Source organism: Mycobacterium conspicuum (assembly GCF_010730195.1).
Lineage (GTDB): Bacteria > Actinomycetota > Actinomycetes > Mycobacteriales > Mycobacteriaceae > Mycobacterium > Mycobacterium conspicuum.
This window is the reverse complement of record NZ_AP022613.1, coordinates 5,199,517-5,222,773: the sequence shown is the minus strand read 5'-3', so window position 1 is coordinate 5,222,773 and position 23,257 is coordinate 5,199,517. Positions and strand designations below refer to the sequence as shown.

Here is a 23,257-nt window from a genome sequence, read left to right as displayed (position 1 = left end):
TCAGTAGCAGATAGCAATGTTGTTGCATTGCATCGGGTATCGCTGGATGGGGCTGGGCGGCGGCCCGACCAGTTGCAGCGAGAACGGCGTCTTTTTCATATCCGACGGCAGGCCGCAGACGGCGCCGTGCAACGAAGTGTGTGTGCCGGTGAGCGTTTCGTCGCTGAACGCATAGGTTTCGGAGGACGGTGCGGTGCCGCCGCCCGGGCACGACACGCCATCGGCGCGATCCACCGATACGGTCCACAGCATGCCGCTCATGCGGGCCCGGCCGCTGAAGTTCTGCAGCTTGTCCGCGGCGGTGAGCTGTTCGTCCGTCGAGCTCACAATGTTCAGCGCGCAGTTCATCGCGAAAACGATTGGGTCCGAATAGTCGTTCATGTTGCGGGTTCCGGACGGCTGATCGCACAGCGCCGTGATCGTCCACGTGACTCCGGACACGCCGGCCTGGTTGTAGGAGTAGTTGCCGTCCGGAGGCGGGCCGATCGCACTAGCCGGGTCGCCGGATTCGAGCGCGATGCCGAGTGCAACGGCCGAGCAGACGCCGGCAGCTCCGGCTAGCGCGCGACGGATCCTTTTCATAGTGCCTCCCTTCACGCTGCATCTGAGTATCACAGCGATCCGCAGGCAATGCCATGGGTTCGTCGCGGCTATTTGGTGTTGCGCGGGTGCGCCTCGGCGAGCGCATCCAGGAATGAGCGTGCCCAGCGGTCCACGTCGTGGGCGAGCACCTGGCGTCGCAGCGCGCGCATCCGGCGCCGCCCCTCCTCGACCGGCTGGTTGAGCGCCGCCTCGATGGAATCCTTGACCCCTTCCAGGTCGTGCGGGTTGACCAGGTAGGCCTGCTTGAGTTCGGTGGCGGCACCGGTGAATTCGGACAGCACGAGTGCGCCGCCGAGATCGCTACGGCACGCGACGTACTCCTTGGCGACGAGGTTCATCCCATCCCGTAACGGGGTGACCAGCATGACGTCCGCGGCGACAAAGAATGCGATGAGTTCGTTGCGCGGCACCGGACGGTGGATGTAATGCACCACGGGGTGACCGACCTCGCCGTACTCCCCGTTGATGTGTCCGACCTGTCGTTCGATGTCGTTGCGCAGGATCTGATAGCTCTCCACGCGTTCGCGGCTCGGCGTCGCCAACTGAATCAGCACGGTGTCGTCGCCTTTAACCCGACTCTCGGCAAGCAATTCCGATAAGGCCTTCAGCCGAACATCGATGCCCTTGGTGTAGTCGAGCCGGTCGACGCCGAGCAGGATCTTGCGCGGGTTGCCCAATTCGGCCCGGATCTCGCGGGCCCGGGTCTTGACGCTTCGGCTGCCGGCGGCATGGTCGAGTTCGCGGGAGTCGATGGAGATGGGAAACGCGCCCACCTGAACCCTGCGGCCCTCCTGGTCTGGGCGACGCCCCGCTGCGCCCGGCTCCGCCGTGCTCGCGGTCGCCGCGAGCTGCACCTCACCGAACCGCGACCGCACACCGACCGCTCCGCGAGAGGTGTTGGCGCCGAGCAGCCGTCGCGACAGGATCAGAAAGTTCTGCGCACCGCCCACCAGATGGAATCCCACCAGGTCGGCGCCGAGCAGACCTTCGATGATCTCGGTGCGCCAAGGCATCTGCATGAACAGCTCGACCGGGGGGAACGGGATGTGCAGAAAGAACCCGATGGTCAGGTCGGGCCGCAGCGTGCGCAGCATCTGCGGCACCAACTGCAGTTGGTAATCCTGCACCCATACCGTCCCGTCGCGCGCGGCGACGCGCGCCGCGGCTTCGGCGAACCGGCGGTTGACCACGACGTAGCGGTCCCACCATTCGCGGTGGTAGATCGGCTTGACGATGACGTCGTGGTAGAGCGGCCACAGCGTCGCGTTCGAGAAACCTTCGTAGTACTGGGCGATGTCCTCGGTGGACAGCGGCACCTGGTGCAGGGTCAGGTCGTCCTGGACGATCGGTTTGTCGTCCACCTCGAGGTCGTCATCGCGGTCGGATGGCAGGCCGGCCCAGCCGACCCAGGCGCCGCGCCGGCGACGCAGCAGCGGCTCCAGGGCCGTGACCAGGCCGCCCGGGCTGCGTTTCCAGGTGGTCGTGCCGTCGGGAAGCCGCTCCAAATCGACCGGCAGTCGATTGGCCACCACGACGAAGTCGGAGTCCCCGTAGCGCTCCGACTTCGCTGACTTGGATGCTTGCGAGTTTGCGCCTCCCCCGGGAGACATCTACGTCTCGAGCTTTGCCGGCCCAATACCGAGCATGGACAGAAACACCCTGCATTCGTCCGCGTCGTTCGCGTACGCGGCGACGACGCGCCTGGCCTGGCTGGCGGTGTGGTCGGCTAGCGGCTCGACGTCGCCGATCTCGCCGGCATCCGATTTCGTAGGCATGACATAACTGTAGGCGACGCTGATATTCGCTCGCAGGCATGTGTCGGCGTCACCTGGTCAGACACCCGACCCGGCGGGCGTGCGCTTACAGACTGGCCGTAATGTGTAAACCCAGGCAGGGTCTGACGACAACGAACGAGGTGGGCGGAATGACACTCTCCGAGAAAGCCGGCGCCGAGGCAACCAACGCTGCGGAGCTGGTGGCCTACGAAACTCTCGACGAGGGGCGCATCGCCCGGATCTGGCTCAACCGGCCCGAGGCCCACAACGCGCAAAGTCGCGGGCTGCTGGTTCAGCTCGACGAGGCGTTCGGTCGGGCCGAGGCCGACGACACCGTCCGCGTGGTGATCCTCGCTGCGCGCGGCAAAAACTTCTCCGCCGGCCACGACCTGGGCTCCGAGCAGGCCCTCGCGGAGCGCGCACCCGGACCGGGGCAGCATCCGAGTTTCCGTTCTCGCGGCGCCACGCTCGAGCCGATCGTGGAGAAGCTGTACCACCAGGAGTGGCACTACTTCTTCGAAAACACTTGCCGCTGGCGTGATCTGCGCAAGATCACCATCGCGCAGGTGCAGGGCAACGCCATCTCGGCCGGCCTGATGCTGATCTGGGCGTGCGACCTGATCGTTGCCGCCGACAATGCGAAGTTCAGCGACGTCGTCGCCGTTCGTCTCGGCATGCCGGGCGTCGAATACTATGCGCATCCTTGGGAATTCGGGCCCCGCAAGGCCAAAGAGCTTCTGCTGACCGGTGATTCGATCGATGCCGACGAAGCTCACCGGCTGGGCATGGTGTCCAAGGTCTTCGCCGTCGACGAGTTAGAGGAGAAGACGCTGGAATTCGCGCGGCGGATCGCCGAGCGCCCGACGATGGCGTCGCTGCTGATCAAAGATTCGGTCAACGCCGCCTCCGACGCGATGGGTTACACCGAGGCGTTGCGGCACGCGTTCCACGTACATCTGCTCGGGCATGCGCACTGGGCAGCCTTCAACGAGAACAGGTGGCCGGTCGGCCAGCCGCCGCACGTCGAGGACTGGCGCGACGCGAAGCCGACCAAGGTGGCTCGCCGCGATACGCCGTAGCCCGGGGGCGCGTCGTCGCGACGTCTGACGCATGGTTCGATAACTGGAACTTGTTTCAGTTCTCTGCGGCTTTCTAAGGGGCGCACCGTGCAGCTTTCATTCCAAGACCGCACGTACCTGGTCACCGGTGGTGGCAGCGGAATCGGCAAGGGCGTGGCATCCGCCCTGGTCGGTGCCGGTGCGTCGGTCATGATCATCGGCCGCAATCCGGACAAGTTGACGGCCGCCGTCGAAGAGATCGAGGCACTCAACGCCGAAGGCTCGATTCGCTTCGAGCCCGCCGACATCACCAACGAGGACGAGACCACCCGCGCGGTCGACGCCGTCACGGCCTGGCACGGCCGGCTGCACGGCGTGGTGCACTGCGCCGGTGGGTCGGAGACCATCGGACCGATCACCCAGATCGATTCGGAGGCGTGGCGCCGGACCATCGACCTCAACGTCAACGGCACCATGTACGTGCTCAAGCACTCCGCGCGCGAGATGGTGCGCGGCGGCGGCGGTTCGTTCGTCGGCATCTCGTCGATCGCGGCCAGCAACACCCACCGCTGGTTCGGCGCCTACGGGGTCGGCAAGTCCGCGCTGGACCACATCATGCAACTGGCCGCCGACGAACTCGGCCCATCCTGGGTGCGGGTGAACAGCATTCGCCCGGGGCTGATTCGCACGGAACTCGTTGCGCCGATACTGGATTCGCCCGAATTGAGTGAGGACTACCGGATCATCACGCCGTTGCCGCGCCCCGGCGAGGTGGAAGACATCGCCAACGTGGCGCTGTTTTTGCTCAGCGATGCGGCCAGCTACGTCACCGGGCAGATCATCAACGTCGACGGCGGCGTGATGCTGCGACGCGGCCCGGACTTTTCCGCGATGCTCGAGCCCGTGTTCGGGGCCGACGGGCTGCGCGGAGTGGTATGAGGCGGCCTTCGGTGTTTTGGGCCGCAATCGGGCCGCTGGTTGCGATGATGACCGCATGAACCGACTCGAAGGCAAGCGGATCCTGGTGACCGGCGCGGCGTCGGGCATCGGCCAGGCCACCGCGCTGCGGCTGCTGGACGAGGGTGCGGCGGTGGTGGGCGCCGACATCGCGGCGGACGGCTTGGCCAAGACCCAGGCGCAGGCGGACGAGGCCGCGACGGGTGAGCGGCTGACAACGCGCGAAATGAACGTCGGCGACGAGAGCTCCGTGGTCGACGGCGTGCGCTGGGCGGTCGAGCGGCTCGGCGGGCTGGACTCGCTGGTCAACGCCGCCGGCATACTGCGGGCCACCCACACCCACGAGACCAGCACCGAGCTGTGGAATCAGATCATCAACATCAACCTGACCGGCACGTTCCTGGTGGTGCGCGAAGCGTTGCCGGCGCTGTTGGCGAACCCGCGCAGCGCGATCGTCAACTTCAGCTCCACCTCGGCCGCGTTCGCCCACCCCTACATGGCCGCCTACGCCGCCAGCAAGGGCGGCATCCAGTCCTTCACCCACGCCTTGGCGCTCGAGTACGCCAAGCAGGGCCTGCGTGCGGCGTGCGTGGCACCCGGCAGCATCAAGTCCGGCATTACCGACGCGACCGGCGGATACATTCCCCAAGACGCCGACTGGTCGTTGTTCCCCAGGCTGATGCCGATCCTGCCGACGACGGTGGAATCCAGCGGCGCCGGGATGGCTGAGCCGTCCGCGATCGCCGGCGTCATCGCCATGCTGGTGTCCGACGACGGCGCCTGGATCACCGGCACCGAGATCCGCATCGACGGCGGCACGCACGCCTGATGGCGGCGAGTTGGATAGCGCGACTAGCTAGTTAACGCAGGGCACCCCGCCGCCGTCGATCGGCTTGCCCTGGTCGGGGGTGGGATAGGTGCTGGTGGTGTCGTACCCGTACCCGTACTTATCGGACTTGCTGGTCGTCGTGGTGGTCGTCGTGGTGGTGGTGGTGGTGTCGTCGCTGGTGGTGTCCTCGGCCGCGGGCAATGAGTAGTTGGTGTCCACGGTGACCCGGATGTGTCCGGGCTGGATGCTGGAATCCGGTTGTTTTGGAGCGTCGAGGCCGAGCAGCGTGGCCAGGTTGCGGGCGTCGCTGTCGGCGCCGGCGCCGTACTCGATCGTGGACGACGACGGCTCGCCGGCGTTGCGGTCCCGGACCTGGCCCATGGTGTAGCCGCGCTTCTTCAGTGCGCGCGACACCTCACTGGCGAGCCCGCTCATGCTGCCGGAGTTGACCACGTCGACGACCGTGGCCGGGTTGGGTTTGCTGGCTGTGCTCGTCGTCGGCGCGGTCTGCGCCGTCGAGCCGGCTCCACCGATGGCGGCGGCCACCTCCGCCTTGATCGCGGCCGGGTCGATGATGTTGACGCTCTGGCCGTCGATGTCGTCGTAGCGCACCACCGGCAGCGTCCGGAACTCGACGTTTCCGCCGGCCAGGCCGCCCAATCGTTGGATCAGCTCCTCGTCCCAGCCGGCCGACAGCACCACGTCTTTGCGCGCCACGGCCATCAGGCTCTTGAGCTTGTCGATGTTGGTGAACGTGCCGGCGGCCTGCAGCTCCCGCATGACCGAGGAAATGAACGCCTGCTGGCGGTGGGTGCGGTCCAGGTCCCCGTTCTCCAGCTCGTGACGCTGCCGGACGAACGCCAGGGCCTGTGACGCATTGAGCCGCTGGGGGCCGGCCGGGAAGTCGGCGCCGGAATACGAGTCGTAGACGGCGTGGTTCAGGCACACGTCGACGCCGCCCAGGGTCTGGGCCAAGTCGTAGAAGCCGGCCAGATTGATCTCGGCGAAGTAGTCGATGGGAACGCCGGTCAGGCTGCGTACCGCGCGCAGGGTCGCGGCCCGGCCGGCCTCGCGACCCTTGGTCTCGAGTTCCCGCTGGCTGCTCCCGCCCTGGTTGGCCAGCTTCTGCGCGACGTACTGCTTGGTCAGCCCGTAGGCCTCCTTGATCTTGATGTGGTTGTAGCCCGGTACGCCGTTAAACGGCACCCAGTCGTCGCGGGGGATCGAGAAGGCGACGACCTTCCCGTCGGCCCCGACGTGCACGAGTATCAGCGTGTTGGTGTTGTAGCCGCCGTCATCGGAATCGCCGGCGTGCAGTTGCTTCAGGATCGACCAGGGCAGGTCGTTGCCGTCCTGGTCTTTGCGCGAGTCCAGCCCGATGAGCAGGATATTCATGTTGTCGCCGGTGGATCGCGGGTCGTCCGGGCTCAGCGCGTCCGACACGGTGATGCCGCCCAGGGCACCATGCGCCACCCAGTACCCGGCGCCGGTCAGCAGCACCGCCACCACCGATGCGAGGGTCATGACGGCCCGGGTCAGCCCCGTGCGGAACCGCGACGGCCGACGTCTGGCGCGGTGGCGACGATGCGCCCCGCCGGAGCGCGCCATCAGATGCCCGGCCGCTTTGTTAGCTCGGGTACCAGCGCATCACCAACTACCGCAACAGCGGTGTGCGGTGATGTCGCTCTCAGCATGCCGTCAAGTATGCGGGAGCCAGCCGTAAAGCCCCCAATCAAGAAGGCCTCAAAACGGTCACTGTGGGCTGGCTCACGCGCCCGCAGCAGCGACGGGTTCACCGTCACGATATTCCCGCTACCAGCCGATTCACACCACCGATCGGCAAACCCGCAAGACCTCGGCGGCGTCGAGGGCTGCGCCGGATGTGTGACGAGATCGACCCGAGCGGGCGCGGAATTCTCGGGGTGCCTGGGCTAAGGGGCGTCGGTAGCTGCGGCACCGACCGGCCGTGGACCGCCGGGACGCTTCTCCAGGTCCTCACCCGAGCGGTAGTACAGACTGACGTTCGAGCCGGTGGCGATTTCGGCGAGGTACACCCCGAGCGGTTCAACCTCGTAGTAGTAATGAACGTTGCCCTGCACGTCGACCGCGGTGGCGCACGCGAGCCCCGGGGCACCGCACCGCACCTTGGTCGGTATGGCAAGCACGGCCAGCGCCACCACGACCGCGATCCCGACCGCCAGCACTCGCTTGCGTGAGTGGCTCGTGCGCGCCGGATGCGTCATCGTTGGCAGTGTATGCGACCCAGCGGTATGTCGGTATAACCAGCGCCGCAACGGGTTACGACGCCGTCGTGGTCGGCTCGTGAGAAGTGTTCGGTCGATGACCGGCGCGAAGTACGCAGAACGAGCCGGACGTTTCGCCGCCGCCGGTAGGGTCTCTGGGCTATGGCCACCGCACACCCGGACGGCGCGGCGTCGCCGCAGACGCGCGTCGAGGTTTTGGGCAACATCGGACCCAACTGGTTTGCCTCGGTGATGGGCACCGGGATCGTCGCCACCGCCGGCGCCACCCTGCCCGTCCACGTGCCGGGACTGCGCGCTTTCGCCGAAGTGGTGTGGGTGGTCGCAACCGTGCTGCTCGCGGTGCTGCTCGTCGTGGTCGGCGGCCACTGGTTGCGCCATCCCACGGTGGCGCGCAGCCACGCGCGCAATCCGCAGATGGTCCACTTTTACGGCGCCGCGCCGATGGCATTGACGACGGTCGGCGCGGGTGCGGTTTTGGTCGGCAAGGACCTGATCGACGCGCGCATCGCCGTCGACCTGGACTGGGTGCTGTGGACCGCGGGCACGGTTGGCGGCCTGTTCACCGCGGTCAGCATTCCGTTCCTGATGTTCACCCAGTACGTCGTCGAGCCCGACGCGGCGTTCGGCGGATGGTTGATGCCGGTCGTTCCGCCGATGGTGTCGGCCGCGACGGGCGCGCTGCTGCTGCCGCACCTGGCGGACGGCGCCGGCCGCCAAACCATGCTGTACGGCTGCTACGCGATGTTCGGATTGTCGTTAGTGGCCTCGTTGAACATCATCGCGATGATCTGGAGCCGGCTGACCCTATACGGCACATCGGGCACCGCGCGGGTACCGACGCTGTGGATCGTGCTGGGTCCGCTCGGCCAATCCATCACTGCCGCAGGGCTTCTCGGTACCGTCGCCGCCCTGGCTGTCGACCATGACACCGCCGGCAGCATGAATGCGTTCGCGATCCTCTACGGGGTTCCGGTGTGGGGCTTCGCGGTGCTATGGATGGCGCTGGCCACCGCGCTCACGGTGCACACGTTGCGGCGCGGGATGCCGTTCGCCCTGACGTGGTGGAGCCTGACCTTCCCGGTCGGCACCTTCGTCACCGGCACCACCCAACTCGCTGCGCACACTCATCTGCCCGCGTTCAAGGTGGCCGCGGCCATCGCCTACGTCGGTCTGCTGTTCACCTGGCTGCTGGTGGCCGTGCGCACCGCGCGGGGCAGTGTGCGCGGAAACCTGATGAAGGTGCCGCCGAGTGCCGCACCGATCAAATCCCGGAAGAACCCGGTGGTCTGAGTCCTTCGATCCCCGACATCGGAGCTGGGTCGGCGTCTCGGCCGGCGTGGAACCGCGACGTTGCACCCACGCACACGAAACGCCGACGCTGAAGCTCAGCGACCGCCCGCCACCGAGATCGACTTCAGCGCGGTGTACCCGTCGATGCCTTCCGGGCCCAGCTCCCGTCCATACCCGCTGCCCTTGACCCCGCCGAAGGGCCCGAACGGGTCCATGGTGTAGCCCTGGTTGACGCCGAACGTCCCGGTGCGCACCCGCCCGGCAACGGCCAGGCCCCGATCGGTGTCGGTGGTGAACACCGAGCCGGCCAGACCGTAGTCGGAATCGTTGGCGATGGCGACGGCGTCGTCCTCGTCGCGATAGGGGATCGCGGTGAGGACCGGGCCGAAGATTTCCTCCCGGGCGATCCGCATCGAGTTGTTCGCATCGGCGAACAGGGTCGGCCGCACGTACCAGCCCCGCTCCAAACCGTCGGGCATGTCCGCGCCGCCGACGACAACACGCGCGCCCTCCCGGGCGCCCTCGGTGATGTAGTCGCGGACCCGATCTTGCTGTCGTTTGGCCACCAGCGGGCCGAGCTGTGTCGCGGGGTCGGCCGGGTCGCCGATGCGCAAGGAGGTCATCTCGGCGGCCAGCGCGTCGACGAACTCGTCGCTTCGGTTGGCCGGCACCAGGATTCGGGTCAGCGCGTTGCAGATCTGGCCGCAGTTGGACAGGCTCGCCGACCGGACGGCGGCCGCGACGGCGGCCGGGTCGGCGTCGTCGAGCACGATGGCCGCGGACTTGCCGCCCAGTTCCAGGCTGACGCGCTTGAGGTCGGCCGCGCAGGCGGCGGCGACCGCCTTGCCGGCGGTGGTGGAGCCGGTGAACGAGACCTTGTCCACGCCGGGGTGGCCGATGAGCTGCCGGCCGACTTCCGCGTCGCCGGGCAGCACGCTCACCACACCCGCCGGCAGGTCGGCCTGTTCGATCAAATCGGCGAGCAGAAGCGCGTCCAGCGGGGATTCCGGCGCGGGCTTGACCACCACGCAACATCCGGCGAGCAGTGCCGGGATGAGCTTGGTGACGATGAGGAACTGCGGCATGTTCCACGGCACGATCGCGGCGACCACACCGACGGGCTCGCGCCGTAGCTCGAGGTCGGCCCCGTAGAAGCCGTGCCGCGTCTCCCGCCACGCGAATCCCTCGGCGAGGTCGCAGAACGCGTTCATCATCATCGACGGCAGCCCGACCTGGGCGCGTTGCGCAAAGCTGATCGGCGCCCCGATCTCGGCGGTGATCAACTCGGCCATCGAGGATTGTTGCGCCGCATAGATTTTCGCGAGCCGGCGCACCGCGTCGATCCGGTCGGCGGGATCCAGCCGCGGCCAGGGGCCGTCGTCGAACGCCGCGCGTGCGCCGGTCACCGCCGCGTCGACGTCGGCAGGACCGGCCGCCGCTACCACGGCGATGGGCGCTTCGGTGTGCGGGGAGGTGACCTCGAAGGTGTCGCCGGCGTTCGGCGAAACCCATGAGCCGCCAATGAACAGCTTCTCGTGTCGGTGCATGGAGCTCCTCCTCGACCCGCAATATCAACTACTTGCGATTGCGGTGTTCAGCATATACGGTCAGCAGACATGGCTCGCTTCCCCAAGCCGCCCGAGGGCAGCTGGACCCAGCACTATCCCGAACTGGGCACGCAGCCCGTGTCCTACGAGGACTCCATCAGCCCGGAGATCTACGAACTCGAGCGTGCGGCGATCTTCAAGCGCGCGTGGCTGAATGTCGGTCGCGTGGAAAGCATTCCGCGCAAAGGCAGCTACTTCACCAAGGAGATCGCCGCCGCCAACACGTCGATCATCGTGGTCCGCAATTCCGCGGGTGAGGTCAACGCGTTTCACAACATCTGCCGGCACCGGGGCAACAAGCTGGTATGGAACGACATGCCGCTGGAGGAAACCAGCGGCGTGTGCCGCCAGTTCACCTGCAAATACCACGCCTGGCGATACGACCTGGACGGCAACCTCACCTTCGTGCAACAGGAGGGCGAGTTCTTCGATCTCGACAAGAGCCGCTACGGGCTGGTGCCGGTGCACTGCGACGTGTGGGAAGGCTTCATCTTCGTCAACTTCGCCTCGCTAAACAACGGGGAACCGGAGCAGTCGCTGCGGGAATTCCTCGGGCCGATGATCACCGATCTGGCGGGATACCCGTTCGGGCAGCTGACCTCGCGGTGGTACTACCGCTCCGAGGTCAAGGCCAACTGGAAGCTCTACATGGATGCGTTCCAGGAGTTCTATCACGCACCCGTGCTGCACGCGAGCCAGTCGCCGAGCAAGTACTCCAAGGCCGCGGCGGAAGCCGGTTTCGAGGCACCGCTCTACCGCCTCGACGGGCCGCACCGACTGGTCAGCACGTCGGGGGTGCGGGCCTGGGAAATGGATCCGGACATGCGCAAGCCGATCGACGAGATCTGCCAAAGCGGATTGTTCGGACCGTGGAAGCAGCCCGATCTCGGGGAGATGCCCCCCGGCCTCAACCCCGCCAAGTGCAACCCGTGGGGGTTGGACTCGTTTCAGCTGTTCCCCAACTTCGTCATCCTGATCTGGGGCCAGGGCTGGTATTTGACCTACCACTACTGGCCGACGTCGTTCAATTCGCACGTGTTCGAGGGCACCCTGTATTTCCCCGAGCCGAAGACGCCGCGCGAACGGATCGCCCAGGAACTCGCCGCGGTGACGTTCAAGGAATACGGACTGCAGGACGCCAACACGCTGGAGGCCACCCAGAGCATGGTCGAATCGGGCGTGGTGCGCGAATTCCTGCTCAACGATCAGGAGATCCTGATCCGTCACCTGCACAAGGAAACCGCCAACTGGATCGCCGACTACCAGCGCAAGCAGAACCCGGTCGGGGTGTAGCGGTGACCGCCAAGCTGCCAACCGAATTCGCCGACCTGGAACCATTTTCCGACTGGTGCCTGGACAGCGAGCCACAGCGCTACGCCAAGCGACTGGCCAGCTCGATGGCGCAGATGCAGGCCTTCTACGACGCCATCACGCCGCGCGCCGAAGAGGCCATCGCGTACTGCGACAAGTTCCCCCTCGACGACCTGCCCGAGGACGTCACCAACCTGATGCACCTGCTGTACTCCATGATCATGGTCTCGTTCCCGGTGGAATGCTGGAAACAACCGCGGGTACCCGATTCGGGCGCCTCCACCATGGACTGCATCTCCGAACCCGTCCCGTGACCATCGTCCTGCGGGCCGACCGCTGGGCCGACGTCGACGCCGGCGAGGTCCGTTCCCCGGCCGTCCTGCTGATTGAGGACGAGCGCATCAGCGCCGTCAATCCCGTTGATCCGCTTCCTGATTCGGCGACCGAGATCAACCTGGGCGATGTCACTCTGCTGCCGGGCCTGATGGACATGGAGCTCAACCTGCTGATCGGCGGGCCCGGCGGACCGGAGGGTCTGCCGAACCCGCTGCACGGTGTGCAAGACGACCCGGTGTACCGCACCCTGCGGGGCGCCGTGAACGCGCGCACCACGCTGGATGCGGGCTTCACCACGGTGCGCAATCTGGGCCTGATGGTGAAAACCGGCGGGTACCTCCTGGACGTCGACCTGCAGCGCGCGATCGACCAGGGCTGGCATGCCGGGCCGCGGATCGTGCCCGCCGGCCACGCCGTCACGCCCTACGGTGGGCATCTGGACCCGACGGTGTTCCAGCGACTGGCGCCCGGCATCATGCCGTTGAGCGTCGCCGAGGGTATCGCCAACGGGGTACCTGATGTCCGCGCCTGCGTGCGCTACCAAATTCGCCACGGCGCCAAGGTGATCAAGGTGTCAGCGTCGGGCGGGGTGATGTCGCACAGCACCGCGCCGGGCGCGCAGCAGTATTCCGACGAGGAGTTCGCCGCCATCGCCGACGAGGCGCATCGCGCCGGGGTTCGCGTCGCCGCCCACGCGATCGGTGACAGCGCGATCCGCGCCTGCATCAAGGCGGGCATCGATTGCATCGAACACGGATTTCTGGCCACCGACGAGACCATCCAGATGATGGTGGACCACGGCACCTTCCTGGTTTCGACGACGTATCTGACCGAGGCGATGGCTGTCGACCGCATCGCACCCGAATTGCGCAAAAAGGCCGATGTGGTGTTCCCACAGGCAAAGTCGATGTTGCCCAAAGCGATTGCCGCCGGTGTGCGCATCGCCTGCGGCACCGACGCGCCGGCAGTCCCGCACGGGCGCAACGCCGAGGAGCTCTGCGCGTTGGTGCGGCGCGGCATGACACCCATGCAGGCGCTCCGCGCGGCGACGGTGACCAGCGCCGAATTGATCGAAGCCGACCACGAACTCGGCCGCCTCGCGCCCGGCTACCTAGCCGACGTCATCGCGGTGCCGGGCGATCCGTCCCAAGATATTTCGACGACCCTCGACGTTCGATTCGTCATGAAAGACGGCAAGATTCACCGGATCGACCCAACGCTTGCGGGAGCCGAGCGTGGATCTCACTGACAACATCCTGTGGCTGCTCAAGCAGGCCTTCCACTTCTCGTTGACCAGCCTCAACGAAGCCATCAGCGGCCATGGCGTAACGACCGCTCAGATCGGTCTGATGAATCGGCTGGCCAACGAACCCGGCTTGTCCGGCGCCGAGTTGGCCCGCCGACTGTTGATCACCCCGCAGGGCGCCCAGCTGGCGCTGGCCGCCCTCGAGCGTCGCGGTCTGGTGGAGCGCAAGCAGGATCCGCAGCACGGCCGGATCATGCAGGCCTACCTCACCGACGAGGGACGCGCGAAGACCGCGGCGGTCCTTGCCGATGCGATCGCCGCCCATGAACGCGTGTTCGGTGTGCTGACGAACGACGAGCAGCAGCTACTGCACGACCTGCTGGCCCGCGTCGTCGAGCAGGGCACCGGTCACGCGCTGTTCAAAGACCACCCCGAGTAATCTCAAGTACTTGATATATATGACAAGTAGTTGATACTCTCGCAGGGATGGGACACGCTGGTGCAAGTGAAGAGATCGACACGGCATGGCGCGATGCCGCGTGCCCGACCACCGAGAAGGTGACGTTTCATCTCGATCGGCGGACCACGGTGGCGAGCTACCGCGATGGCCACACCCTGCTGGAAACGGCGCGCTCGGCGGGACTGAATCCGCCGTCGTCGTGCGAAATTGGCTCCTGCGGAACATGTATGGCCCGGCTCACCGAGGGCAGCGCGCGGATGATCAACAACGAAGCGCTGACCGAGGACGAGGTCGCCGAGGGCTGGGTCTTGACCTGCCAGTCGTTGCCGACCAGTGAGTCGGTCACGGTGGTGTACGAGTGAGACAAGCGTGAGGCGAGCGTGAGGCGAGCGTGACGACCGCAAGGAGGTACAGGCGATGACACGGGTCGCGGTGGTGACCGGCGGTGCGTCGGGCATGGGCGAGTCAACCTGCCACGAGCTAGGCCGGCGCGGGCACAAGGTCGCGGTCCTCGACATCAATGAGCAAGCGGCGCAACGAGTTTCCGAAGAGCTTCGCGCCGAGGGTGTCGAGGCACTCGGGGTGGCGGCCGATGTCGCCGATCGCCCCGCGGTGGAGGAGGCTTTCGCGAAGGTCCGCACCGAACTCGGGCCGGTCGGCATCCTGGTGACCAGCGCCGGGATGGTCGGGTTCGGCGACTTTCTCGATCTCACGCCGCAGGACTGGTCGCGCATCATCGATGTCAACCTCAACGGCACATTCCATTGTTGCCAGGTCGCACTGCCGGACATGATCGCGGCGAAGTGGGGCCGCATCGTGATGATCTCGTCGTCGAGCGCACAACGAGGCTCGCCGCGGATGGCGCATTACGCCGCGTCCAAGGGAGCGGTGATCACGCTCACCAAATCGCTGGCCAACGAATATGCGTCGATGGGCATCACCGTCAACAACATCCCGCCGTCGGGCATTGAGACGCCGATGCAACGTCAGTCGCAGGCCGAGGGGCACCTGAAGTCCAATGCGGAGATTGCCAGCCGGATTCCGGTGGGGCACTTGGGCACCGGCGACGACATCGCGGCGGCAGTGGGGTTCCTGTGTTCGGACGAGGCCGGCTTCATCACCGGCCAGGTGCTCGGCGTCAACGGCGGGGCCGTGATGTGAAATGCCAAGAGCGAGAGGCGGTTTCTGATGGGGCGATGGCCTAAACCGGCAGAAGGCAGTTGGACCGAGCATTACCCGGAGCTGGGTACCGGCCCAATCTCCTTCCGCGATTCGACGTCACCGGAGTTCTACGAGCTCGAACGGGAAGCGATCTTCAAACGCGCGTGGCTCAACGTCGGCCGCGTCGAGGAGCTGCCACGGGTGGGCAGTTACTTCACCAAAGAGATCGAGGCCGCCCGCACGTCGGTGGTCGTGGTCAAGGGCAAAGACGAGGCGATTCGGGCCTTCTACAACGTGTGCCGCCACCGCGGTAACAAGTTGGTGTGGAACGACTTTCCGCACGAGGAAACCAGCGGGACATGCCGGCAATTCACCTGCAAGTACCACGGGTGGCGATACAACCTCGAGGGCGCGCTGACCTTCGTGCAGCAACCGCAGGAGTTCTTCGACCTCGATGCCGCCGACTACGGGCTGCGCCCGGTGCACTGCGACGTGTGGAACGGCTTCATCTTCATCAACCTCGACGAGCAGCCGCGACAAGGCTTGCGCGAGTTCCTCGGCCCCATGGTCACCGGGTTGGACGACTACCCGTTCGGCAAGCTCACGGAACGCTATGACTTCCTGGCTCACAACAACAGCAACTGGAAGATCTTCGCCGATGCGTTCCAGGAGTACTACCACGTTCCGTCGCTGCATCCCCAGCAGGTGCCATCGGCGGTGCGCGACCCCAACGCCGGCTTCGAGTGCGCGCATTTCCAGATCGACGGGCCGCACCGCGTGGTGTCGACGGCGGGCACCCGACGTTGGCTGCTGGCGCCGGAGTTCATGTACCCGATCGAACGCGCAACGCGCAGTGGGCTTGTCGGACCATGGCGTACTCCGGACATCGGCGAGCTGCCCGCCGGGCTCAACCCGGGTGGGATCGAGCCCTGGGGCATCAGCAATTTTCAGATCTTCCCCAACCTGGAGATCCTCATCTACGGCGGCTGGTATCTGCTGTACCGGTATTGGCCGACGTCGCACAACACGCACAAATTCGAGGCGTACACCGCGTTCCACCCGGCCCGGACGGTGCGGGAACGCATCGAGCACGAAGTGGCCGCGGTGGTGCTCAAGGAGTTCGCCCTGCAGGACGCCGGCATGCTCGGCGGCACCCAGGCGGCCTTGGAAACCGGCGTCGTCGACGAATTCCCCCTCAACGACCAGGAGATCCTGGTGCGCCATCTTCACAAAGAGGTGGTGGATTGGGTGTCGGCCTACCAGCGCGAGACGCAGCCGGTGGGGGTGTAAGCGATGACCGAGATCCGGTTGCCGAGCGCGTTCGCAGAACTCGAAGGGTTCGCGCAAACCTGGTGTCTGCCAACCGAAGCCGAGCGGTGGAATCAACGCATGGCCAGCAGCATGGTCGAGATGCGACAGTTCTACGACGCCTTCTTCCCGCGCGTCGAGGAGGCCATCGAGTACTGCGACAAGTTCTCCCTCGACGAGCTGCCCGACGACGCGCTGAACCTGCTGCACCTCATCTATTCGCTGGTCATGGTCGCGATGGCGGTCGAAGTCTTCGGCCAGCCCAAGCCCACCGACGCCGCGGATGCCGTGCTCAACCGCGTCGGCGAACCAGTGCCGTGACCGGACGTTTTCCAGAAAGGGACAAAGCATGAGTCTGCTCACCATCAACAAGCTCACCTCATCGGTCGGCGCCGAGGTGCTCGGCGTCGACGCCGACCGGCTGGCCTCCGATGACCTGCTCGGCGAGGCGGTGATGCAGGCGCTCGAAGACAACGGGGTGTTGGTATTCCGCGAACTGGGTTTGAATCCCCAGGCGCAAGTGGAGTTCTGCAGCCGGTTAGGCGAGGTCGACTACTCCTCGGACGGCCACCATCCGGTCGCGGGCATCTATCCCATCACGCTGGACACTTCGAAGAACTCGTCGGCCGCCTATCTGCGGGCGACCTTCGACTGGCACATCGACGGGTGCACTCCGCTGGGCGAGGAGTGCCCGCAGAAAGCCACGCTGCTCTCCGCGGTTGCGGTCGCCGAAACCGGCGGTGAGACCGAGTTCGCGAATTCTTATGCGGCATATGAAGACTTGACCGACGACGAGAAGCAGAGATTCGGCTCCCTGCGCGTGGTGCACTCCCTGGAAGCCTCACAGCGGCGCATCACCCCCGACCCGACTCCGGAGCAGGTGGCGCGCTGGCGGCAACGGCGCACGCATGAACATCCCCTGGTATGGACGCACCGCAGCGGCCGCAAGTCGCTTGTCCTGGGCGCCTCCGCCGACTACATCCTCGACATGGATCTCGACGAGGGCCGCGCCCTGTTGGCCGAATTGCTGGACCGCGCAACCGGTCCCGACAAGGTCTACCGGCATAACTGGTCGGTCGGCGACACCGTCATCTGGGACAACCAGGGCGTGCTGCACCGCGCGGCACCCTACGATCCCAACTCGCCTCGGGAGATGCTGCGCACCACCGTGCTCGGCAACGAACCGATCGAGTGACGGTGACACATCGCCCGTTGCGGCTGGCACCGCTGGCCGACGAGGAATGGGACGATCAGGCGCGCACCGCGGTAGCCGCCCTGCTGCCGGCGGGGCGTGCCAATGCGCGCGACGCCGGCAATCTGTTGGGGACCCTGGTGCGCCACCCCGACTTGACCCGCGCCTACCTGAAGTTCAACGCATACCTGCTGATGAATTCCACCTTGTCCGCGCGGGTTCGGGAGATCGCGTTGCTGCGCATCGTGCACCTGCGCGACTGCGGCTATCTGTGGTCACATCATTTCCCGATCGCCCAGCGGGCGGGGCTGACGACGGCGGAAATCGACGGGATCCGCGAGGGCACGGCCACCGATGACCTGGACCGCCTGGTGGTGCGCGCGGTCGACGAACTCGACGAACACAACACGATTTCCGATCTCACCTGGGCCGAACTCGGCAGGCACTTCGATGACCGGCAGCGGATGGATCTAGTGTTCACCGTGGGCTGCTACCTATCGCTGGCCCTGGCCGTGAACACCTTCGGAATCGAGGACGAACATCCAGATGGCTGACGCCGCCACTCCCGAGACAGCGTTGTTCGTCTCCACCGCGCGCGCATTTCTGGACAAACATGCATCGCTGGACCAGGTGCGCGCGTTGCACGACAAGGATCTGTCGTTCGACCCCGAATGGTGGGCCCGGGCCGCCGAGCTCGGCTGGACCAGCCTGCTGGTACCCGAGCAGTTCGGCGGCGGCAGCGTGTCCGGCGACGGGGTCAGGGATCTGGCACTGGTCGCCGAGAACTTCGGACATACCGTGGCTCCCGGACCGTTACACCCGGTCAGCGTCGTATTGGCCGGCTTGGCCGACGCGGAAAACCGCGATCAGCACGCCACCACGATCGAATCTTTGATGGCGGGCGAGACAGTGGCCGCGTGGGCGGTCGATGAACCCGACCGGCCGTTCGTTCCGCAGCAGCCGAACGTCACCGCGACGCCCACCGGCTCGGGTTACCGGATCGACGGTGTCAAGCACCGGGTGGAGGCCGGCGCCGAGTCCGCGGTGGTGCTGGTGGTGGCGCGCACCGACGAGGGGCCCCGTCAGTTCCTGGTATCCACCGACGCGCCCGGGATCACCGTCACTCCACAGCGGTCCTTGGATTTGGTAAAGCGTTACGCGCGAATCACTTTCGACGGCGTGACGGTCGAGACGGCGGCGGAGGTGGGGACGGCAGCGCAAGCGTGCGCACTGATCGACCGCCAGACGCAGATCGCCGTCGTGCTGCAGTGCGCCGAACTCGTCGGCATTCTCGACACCGTGCTGGGCATGACCATCCGATGGGCGCTGGACCGGCACAGCTTCGGACGGCCCTTGGCCTCCTACCAGGCGCTCAAACACCGCCTCGCGGATATGAAAATGTGGCTCGAAGCCAGCCGGGCGATCACCGCCGGCGCGGTGGCCGACGTCGGTGCCCGAAGCCCCGACGCGGCGCTGACCGTCAGTGCCGCCAAGTCCTACCTCGGTGAGCACGCCGGCCCACTCGCCCAGGACTGCGTGCAGCTCCACGGCGGAATCGGGGTCACCTGGGAGCACGACTTGCACATGTTCCTGCGGCGGATCACGTTGTACCGCTCCATGTTCGGCACACCCGCCGAACATCATCGGGCCATCTACGCGCGGCTGCGCAACGCGGGGGCGGTGGCATGACCGAATCCGTGGAGGCCTTCGCGGCGCGGGCCCGGGCGTGGCTCGCCGAGAACATGCCGCGGCTCGATCCCGCGGGCCCGCCGGTCGGTGCCCGCGGCGATGACGCCGCGTGGCAGCGCGTTCGTGAGCTTCAAAAGCGGCTCTATGCGGGCGGATTCGCCGGAATCTGCTTCCCGCACGAATACGGTGGTCTTGGGCTGGACGTCGCCTACCAGAAGGCGTTCGACGCCGAAACCGTTGGCTACGAGATGCCGTTGATCCTCAACGTGCCCACCTTCACGATCTGTTGCGCGAGCCTGCTCGATTCCGGCAGCGAAGAGCAGAAACGCCAACACATTTCGGCAGCGTTGCGCGGCGAAGAGGTGCTGGTGCAGCTGCTGTCCGAACCCAGCGGCGGCTCCGACCTGGCCGGGCTGGTCACCCGCGCCGACCGCGATGGGGACCACTGGGTCATCAATGGCGCCAAGACCTGGAGTACCAGCGCGTTCGCGGCCGACTACGGCCTGCTGCTGGCTCGTACCGATCCGACGGTGCCCAAGCACGACGGCCTGACGATGTTCCTGGTTCCGATCGATGCGCCCGGGGTCACCCTGCGCCGCATTCGGCAAGTCGACGGATCCACCGAGTTCTGTGAGGAATTTTTCGACGGCGTGCGGCTCGGCGACGACGCGGTCGTCGGTGAGGTCAACAAGGGCTGGGAGGTCGCGTCGCGGTTGCTGTATCACGAACGGCGAGCGGTCGGTCATGGATCGGAATTCGCCAGTGGCCGCGGCCAGGAAGCCTCCCAAACCGTGCTGACCGATTTTTTCGCCCTCGCCGAGGCCGCCGGCCTAGCCGGCGACGAGGCGACCCAGGACAAGGTGGGACGGGTGCTGGCGCGCCGACTGGTGCGCGACCGGTTGGTGGATCACGTGTCGCGCGCCATGCGCGACGGTTCGCTGCCCGCGGCGGCCGGGTCGATCATTCGGCTGTTCCACTCGGATGTCACCTTCCTGGAAGTGGATACTGCCATGGACATCACCGGCGGCAGCGGTGTGGTCGACGACGATCGGGACCTGTTTAAGGTGGGGCAGCGTTACCTGTCTCGGCAGACCGTCGCGCTGGGCGGCGGCAGCAATGAGATGGCGCGCAACGTGATCGGCGAACGGGTACTGGGCTTCCCGCGCGAGTACGCCGCCGATCGCGGGGTGCCCTTCAACCAAGTCAGGCATAACGAGCGCGCTCGGAGCGACTAGCCTCGATCAGCTCTTCGAGTTTGTCGTTGGCCTTCTGCAGCGACGATTTCACGATGCCCAGCAGCCGTTCACGCGCGCGTTTCCGCTCCAGCATCGGGGCATACAGGCCGCGCATGAGGTTGAGCCGCGACGTCGCCAGCCAGTCCATCAGCTCGGGCCGCTGGATCCACGCGACTTCATTTCGTTGCTCGGCCAGCGTCATGTCCAGCCAGTGCAGGTCGGTATTCGGGTGGGGCACCGGCAGGCACAGCGAATTCCTGACCAAATCGTCGTCGTAGCTGCCCTCGACGTGAGCGATGAGCCCGGCGCTGAACACCTGCTGGCAGCCGCGCACACTCTGCAGCACGATGCGATCGCCGTCGAATACCGGTGTGCCCGGACGTCTTTCCAGCCCGTCGGCGCTGCAGTCGACGTAAAGCGCGGACCCGTCGACGTCAAAGGTCCCGTCCGCAAGCACTATTGCGCCGGGTTCGATCCGCTGCACGCGGCCCATCCGGACGACGTGCTGGATGCGGCGCAGCTGATCCAGCTCCGCACGTGACACGGTCGCACACCGATACATCGTGGGTCGGACGTTGGGATCGAGTCGCAACAGCACGCCGCCGGCTTCGAGCCGCTCGAACAGGTTCTCGACCGAGGTGGCCGCGGCGATGGAGTCCAGCCGCGCGGCGAAATTGGCCTTGAAACGGTCGGCGAACTCTAAACCCGGCTGCACGTTGGCGCGATCGAGGAGCCAGGCATCCCGGGGCATCACCCAGGTGAGGTGGTCGGCGTCAATTCCGTTGCGCAACAGCCAAAGACAGGCGTCGATCCCGGTCTTACCCGCTCCTACGATGACGAAGCGGCGGTGGCCGGGCGCGGCCCGGGGCAGCGCGTTGGGCGCTACGCAATCGACGCCCTCGGCGACGTGGTACGGCGGCGGACGCATCGACGGAACCACCGTCTGCAGATACGTCGCGTCGACGACACGTTGGCCCACGTCGACGGAGAACCGTTCCCCGGCGGGGGTTTCTATGCGGCCGTCACCCAGGTACTCACTCATCGGGAAGTAGGTCACCCGGCCGGTCGGCAGGAGTTCGCGCTGCATCACGCGGTCGAAGTACGCACACACATCGCTGCCGGACGCCAACTCGTGCAGTCCCGCGTTCCATCCGATCTCGTCGATCGAGCCGGTCTCGAGCTTGCGTGAATTGACGCCGTAATACGCCGACGGCTGGTGCAGACGCACGAAGGGGTAAGCGCGCGTCCAGTGTCCGCCGGGTTGATGCCCTCGGTCGACGATCACCACCTGCGCGTCGCATTCGGACACCATGGTGTCGGCGAAGGCCATCCCCATGGCGCCCGCGCCGACGATCAGGTAGTCGGTCTTGATCATTCGATCGGGAACGATATCGAATACTCGACCGCTCAGGGTCGGCCGCTACCATACGTACGCCCTGCCGATCGGCGGGATACGGACCAGGGGAGGCGCCGGTGCCGCGAGCGAAGCCGAAAGCCCCGGTTGATGTGCGTCAACCACTGAGCGATCTGCCCGACCGCGGGTATGTGTTTCGCACCGGCTGGAAGCTGGCGACCAGCGACATCGATCACCGGCTTTTGGCCCGTCTCGACGGGGTCGCGCGCTACATCCAGGAGGTCGGCGCCGAGCACCTGATCGACGCCGGTTACGCCGAAATTCATCCGCATTGGATCGTTCAGCGCACGGTCATCGATGTGATCGAGCCGATCGAGTGGCCGAGTGACATCACCTTCCGGCGCTGGTGTTCGGGAATCTCGTTGCGATGGTGCAGCATGCGGGTTCGACTCGACGGTTCCGATGGTGGCCGCATCGAGACCGAGGCGTTCTGGATCAACGTGAACAAGGACACGTTGACGCCCTCGCTGATGGCCGACGGCTTTTTCAACCGGCTGGCCACCACGACGGAGATCCATCGCATCAAGTGGCGTGAGTGGCTTCCCGGTCCCGCCGAGTCCACGGATTCGGCGGCCACGGAAATACCGTTTGCCTTGCGCTACACTGATGGTGATCTTTTCGAACATGTCAATAACACCGTCTACTGGCATGGGGTGCATGAAGTGCTCGCACACGCGCCCGACCTATTCGAGCCGCCCTACCGCGCGATCGTGGAATACCGCAAGCCGATCACACTCGATGAATCGGTGACGATTCGCTCGGTAACCCGAGATGACGCCCTGCACATATGGTTTTGTGTCGACGACGACGTTCGCGCCGCCGCGTTAGTCTGCAAGCTTTAGCCACGATCGGAGATATGACCATGGGTTGGTTGCGCGCGCTGGCGCTGGTGTGTGCCACGGTCACGGTGGCGCCGGCGTTGGCGGGCTCGGCGCACGCCGCCGATCCGGTGACGCCGGGCATCCTGGTGGAGGACGAAAGCACCCGCTGCACAGCCGGTTTCGCGGCCCAAGGCGGCGACGGCAGCTACTACCTCATGACGAGTGGCCACTGCGACAAGCACGACGGTTCGCCGTGGACGTACGGGGACGAAATTCCGCTCGGCACAATCACGGAGAGCGAGGAAGATGGCGGCAAGCGCGACGCCGCGATCATCCTGCTCGAGCCCAGCGTCGGTGCGCCACTGGGTCACGTCGGTGGCCGGTACTCGGTGCGAGATGTGTTGAGCCTCGCCCAGGTTCGGGTTGGTATGCCGTTTTGCAAGATCGGTGCGGTCACCGGTGAGACTTGCGGGCAAGTCAAAAGCACCGCGAATGGCGTCGTCGAAGCCAGCGTGTTCAGCCTGACGGGCGACAGCGGCAGTCCCGGTTTCGTGAAGAACCCGGACGGCACAGTCAGTGCGGTCGGCCTGCTGATGTCATCCCCGGACGGCGACGACTACACGACGTACTTCATGCCCGTGGAGCCACTGCTCGGCAAGTGGGGCCTGCGCGTTCTCGAGTGACACTGCCGCGGCGATCCA

At 66.1% G+C, this 23,257-nt stretch carries 24 protein-coding genes and 1 pseudogene; 18 read left to right on the top strand and 7 right to left on the bottom strand.

The annotated features are described in order from the left end of the window. The 3 genes from G6N66_RS23940 to G6N66_RS23930 form a co-directional block, all read right to left on the bottom strand. Positions 1–582, bottom strand: coding sequence for a hypothetical protein (locus G6N66_RS23940; RefSeq protein ID WP_085234774.1), 582 nt, complete (start codon positions 580–582; stop codon positions 1–3). Between the two features lie 68 nt (positions 583–650). Next, a complete protein-coding gene (locus G6N66_RS23935; RefSeq protein WP_085234773.1) occupies positions 651–2,213 on the bottom strand; it encodes an alpha,alpha-trehalose-phosphate synthase (UDP-forming) in 1,563 nt (520 codons plus the stop codon). Further along, the gene (locus tag G6N66_RS23930; protein WP_139825367.1) at positions 2,214–2,378 is read right to left on the bottom strand and encodes a hypothetical protein; all 165 of its coding nucleotides are present in this window, start codon (positions 2,376–2,378) and stop codon (positions 2,214–2,216) included. A 149-nt stretch (positions 2,379–2,527) separates the two neighbouring features. On the opposite strand from G6N66_RS23930, the gene G6N66_RS23925 reads away from it, so the two are divergent. The 3 genes from G6N66_RS23925 (at position 2,528) to G6N66_RS23915 (ending at position 5,222) form a co-directional block, all read left to right on the top strand. After that, entirely contained in the window at positions 2,528–3,457 is a 930-nt protein-coding gene (locus G6N66_RS23925; RefSeq protein WP_085234772.1) for an enoyl-CoA hydratase, read from the top strand. Positions 3,458–3,544: 87 nt separating this feature from the next. After that, positions 3,545–4,375, top strand: coding sequence for an SDR family oxidoreductase (locus G6N66_RS23920; protein WP_085234771.1), 831 nt, complete (start codon positions 3,545–3,547; stop codon positions 4,373–4,375). A 55-nt stretch (positions 4,376–4,430) separates the two neighbouring features. Then, entirely contained in the window at positions 4,431–5,222 is a 792-nt protein-coding gene (locus tag G6N66_RS23915; RefSeq protein WP_085234770.1) for an SDR family NAD(P)-dependent oxidoreductase, read from the top strand. A gap of 27 nt (positions 5,223–5,249) precedes the next feature. On the opposite strand, the gene G6N66_RS23910 is transcribed toward G6N66_RS23915, so the two are convergent. Both G6N66_RS23910 and G6N66_RS23905 read right to left on the bottom strand, forming a co-directional pair. Further along, positions 5,250–6,830: an LCP family protein gene (locus G6N66_RS23910; RefSeq protein ID WP_085234769.1), complete on the bottom strand. Its 1,581-nt coding sequence runs from the start codon at positions 6,828–6,830 to the stop codon at positions 5,250–5,252. A gap of 323 nt (positions 6,831–7,153) precedes the next feature. Beyond that, positions 7,154–7,465: a hypothetical protein gene (locus G6N66_RS23905; RefSeq protein ID WP_085234768.1), complete on the bottom strand. Its 312-nt coding sequence runs from the start codon at positions 7,463–7,465 to the stop codon at positions 7,154–7,156. A gap of 162 nt (positions 7,466–7,627) precedes the next feature. On the opposite strand from G6N66_RS23905, the gene G6N66_RS23900 reads away from it, so the two are divergent. Next, entirely contained in the window at positions 7,628–8,776 is a 1,149-nt protein-coding gene (locus G6N66_RS23900; protein ID WP_085234767.1) for a TDT family transporter, read from the top strand. A 95-nt stretch (positions 8,777–8,871) separates the two neighbouring features. On the opposite strand, the gene G6N66_RS23895 is transcribed toward G6N66_RS23900, so the two are convergent. Continuing rightward, the gene (locus G6N66_RS23895) at positions 8,872–10,323 is read right to left on the bottom strand and encodes an aldehyde dehydrogenase (RefSeq protein ID WP_085234766.1); all 1,452 of its coding nucleotides are present in this window, start codon (positions 10,321–10,323) and stop codon (positions 8,872–8,874) included. A 69-nt stretch (positions 10,324–10,392) separates the two neighbouring features. On the opposite strand from G6N66_RS23895, the gene G6N66_RS23890 reads away from it, so the two are divergent. From G6N66_RS23890 to G6N66_RS23835, 12 genes and pseudogenes are all read left to right on the top strand, one after another. Next, positions 10,393–11,676: an aromatic ring-hydroxylating oxygenase subunit alpha gene (locus G6N66_RS23890; protein WP_085234765.1), complete on the top strand. Its 1,284-nt coding sequence runs from the start codon at positions 10,393–10,395 to the stop codon at positions 11,674–11,676. Positions 11,677–11,678: 2 nt separating this feature from the next. Continuing rightward, positions 11,679–12,008, top strand: coding sequence for a hypothetical protein (locus G6N66_RS23885; RefSeq protein ID WP_085234764.1), 330 nt, complete (start codon positions 11,679–11,681; stop codon positions 12,006–12,008). Then, positions 12,005–13,279 carry a metal-dependent hydrolase family protein gene (locus tag G6N66_RS23880; protein WP_232079403.1) on the top strand — a complete coding sequence of 425 codons (1,275 nt, stop codon included), beginning with the start codon at positions 12,005–12,007 and terminating at the stop codon, positions 13,277–13,279. Before G6N66_RS23885 ends, G6N66_RS23880 begins: the two co-directional genes overlap by 4 nt. Further along, the gene (locus G6N66_RS23875) at positions 13,266–13,715 is read left to right on the top strand and encodes a MarR family winged helix-turn-helix transcriptional regulator (protein WP_085234762.1); all 450 of its coding nucleotides are present in this window, start codon (positions 13,266–13,268) and stop codon (positions 13,713–13,715) included. The genes G6N66_RS23880 and G6N66_RS23875 overlap by 14 nt, the downstream gene beginning before the upstream one ends. A 110-nt stretch (positions 13,716–13,825) precedes the next feature. Beyond that, positions 13,826–14,098, top strand: a pseudogene (locus G6N66_RS23870) (2Fe-2S iron-sulfur cluster-binding protein); the annotation flags it as partial. Positions 14,099–14,153: 55 nt separating this feature from the next. Next, complete coding sequence (locus tag G6N66_RS23865; protein ID WP_085234760.1) at positions 14,154–14,897, top strand: SDR family NAD(P)-dependent oxidoreductase; 744 nt, start codon at positions 14,154–14,156, stop codon at positions 14,895–14,897. A gap of 27 nt (positions 14,898–14,924) precedes the next feature. Next, complete coding sequence (locus G6N66_RS23860) at positions 14,925–16,187, top strand: aromatic ring-hydroxylating oxygenase subunit alpha (protein ID WP_085234759.1); 1,263 nt, start codon at positions 14,925–14,927, stop codon at positions 16,185–16,187. A gap of 3 nt (positions 16,188–16,190) precedes the next feature. Further along, positions 16,191–16,526 (top strand): hypothetical protein, encoded by a 336-nt coding sequence (locus G6N66_RS23855; protein ID WP_085234758.1) that lies wholly within the window; start codon positions 16,191–16,193, stop codon positions 16,524–16,526. 28 nt (positions 16,527–16,554) lie between these two features. Next, positions 16,555–17,400: a TauD/TfdA dioxygenase family protein gene (locus tag G6N66_RS23850; RefSeq protein ID WP_085234757.1), complete on the top strand. Its 846-nt coding sequence runs from the start codon at positions 16,555–16,557 to the stop codon at positions 17,398–17,400. Further along, positions 17,397–17,951 (top strand): carboxymuconolactone decarboxylase family protein, encoded by a 555-nt coding sequence (locus G6N66_RS23845; RefSeq protein ID WP_085234756.1) that lies wholly within the window; start codon positions 17,397–17,399, stop codon positions 17,949–17,951. The genes G6N66_RS23850 and G6N66_RS23845 overlap by 4 nt, the downstream gene beginning before the upstream one ends. Continuing rightward, the gene (locus tag G6N66_RS23840) at positions 17,944–19,086 is read left to right on the top strand and encodes an acyl-CoA dehydrogenase family protein (protein ID WP_085234755.1); all 1,143 of its coding nucleotides are present in this window, start codon (positions 17,944–17,946) and stop codon (positions 19,084–19,086) included. Before G6N66_RS23845 ends, G6N66_RS23840 begins: the two co-directional genes overlap by 8 nt. Further along, on the top strand, positions 19,083–20,321 hold the full coding sequence (locus G6N66_RS23835) for an acyl-CoA dehydrogenase family protein (protein ID WP_085234754.1): 1,239 nt from the start codon (positions 19,083–19,085) through the stop codon (positions 20,319–20,321). Before G6N66_RS23840 ends, G6N66_RS23835 begins: the two co-directional genes overlap by 4 nt. Here G6N66_RS23835 and G6N66_RS23830 read toward each other — a convergent pair. Then, positions 20,290–21,696 carry an NAD(P)-binding protein gene (locus tag G6N66_RS23830; RefSeq protein WP_085234753.1) on the bottom strand — a complete coding sequence of 469 codons (1,407 nt, stop codon included), beginning with the start codon at positions 21,694–21,696 and terminating at the stop codon, positions 20,290–20,292. The genes G6N66_RS23835 and G6N66_RS23830 overlap by 32 nt on opposite strands. 98 nt (positions 21,697–21,794) lie before the next feature. Between G6N66_RS23830 and G6N66_RS23825 the strand changes: the two genes are divergently transcribed. Then, a complete protein-coding gene (locus G6N66_RS23825; RefSeq protein WP_085234752.1) occupies positions 21,795–22,577 on the top strand; it encodes an acyl-[acyl-carrier-protein] thioesterase in 783 nt (260 codons plus the stop codon). A 14-nt stretch (positions 22,578–22,591) separates the two neighbouring features. Next, on the top strand, positions 22,592–23,239 hold the full coding sequence (locus G6N66_RS23820; protein WP_085234751.1) for a S1 family peptidase: 648 nt from the start codon (positions 22,592–22,594) through the stop codon (positions 23,237–23,239). The last annotated feature ends 18 nt before the right edge of the window (positions 23,240–23,257 follow it).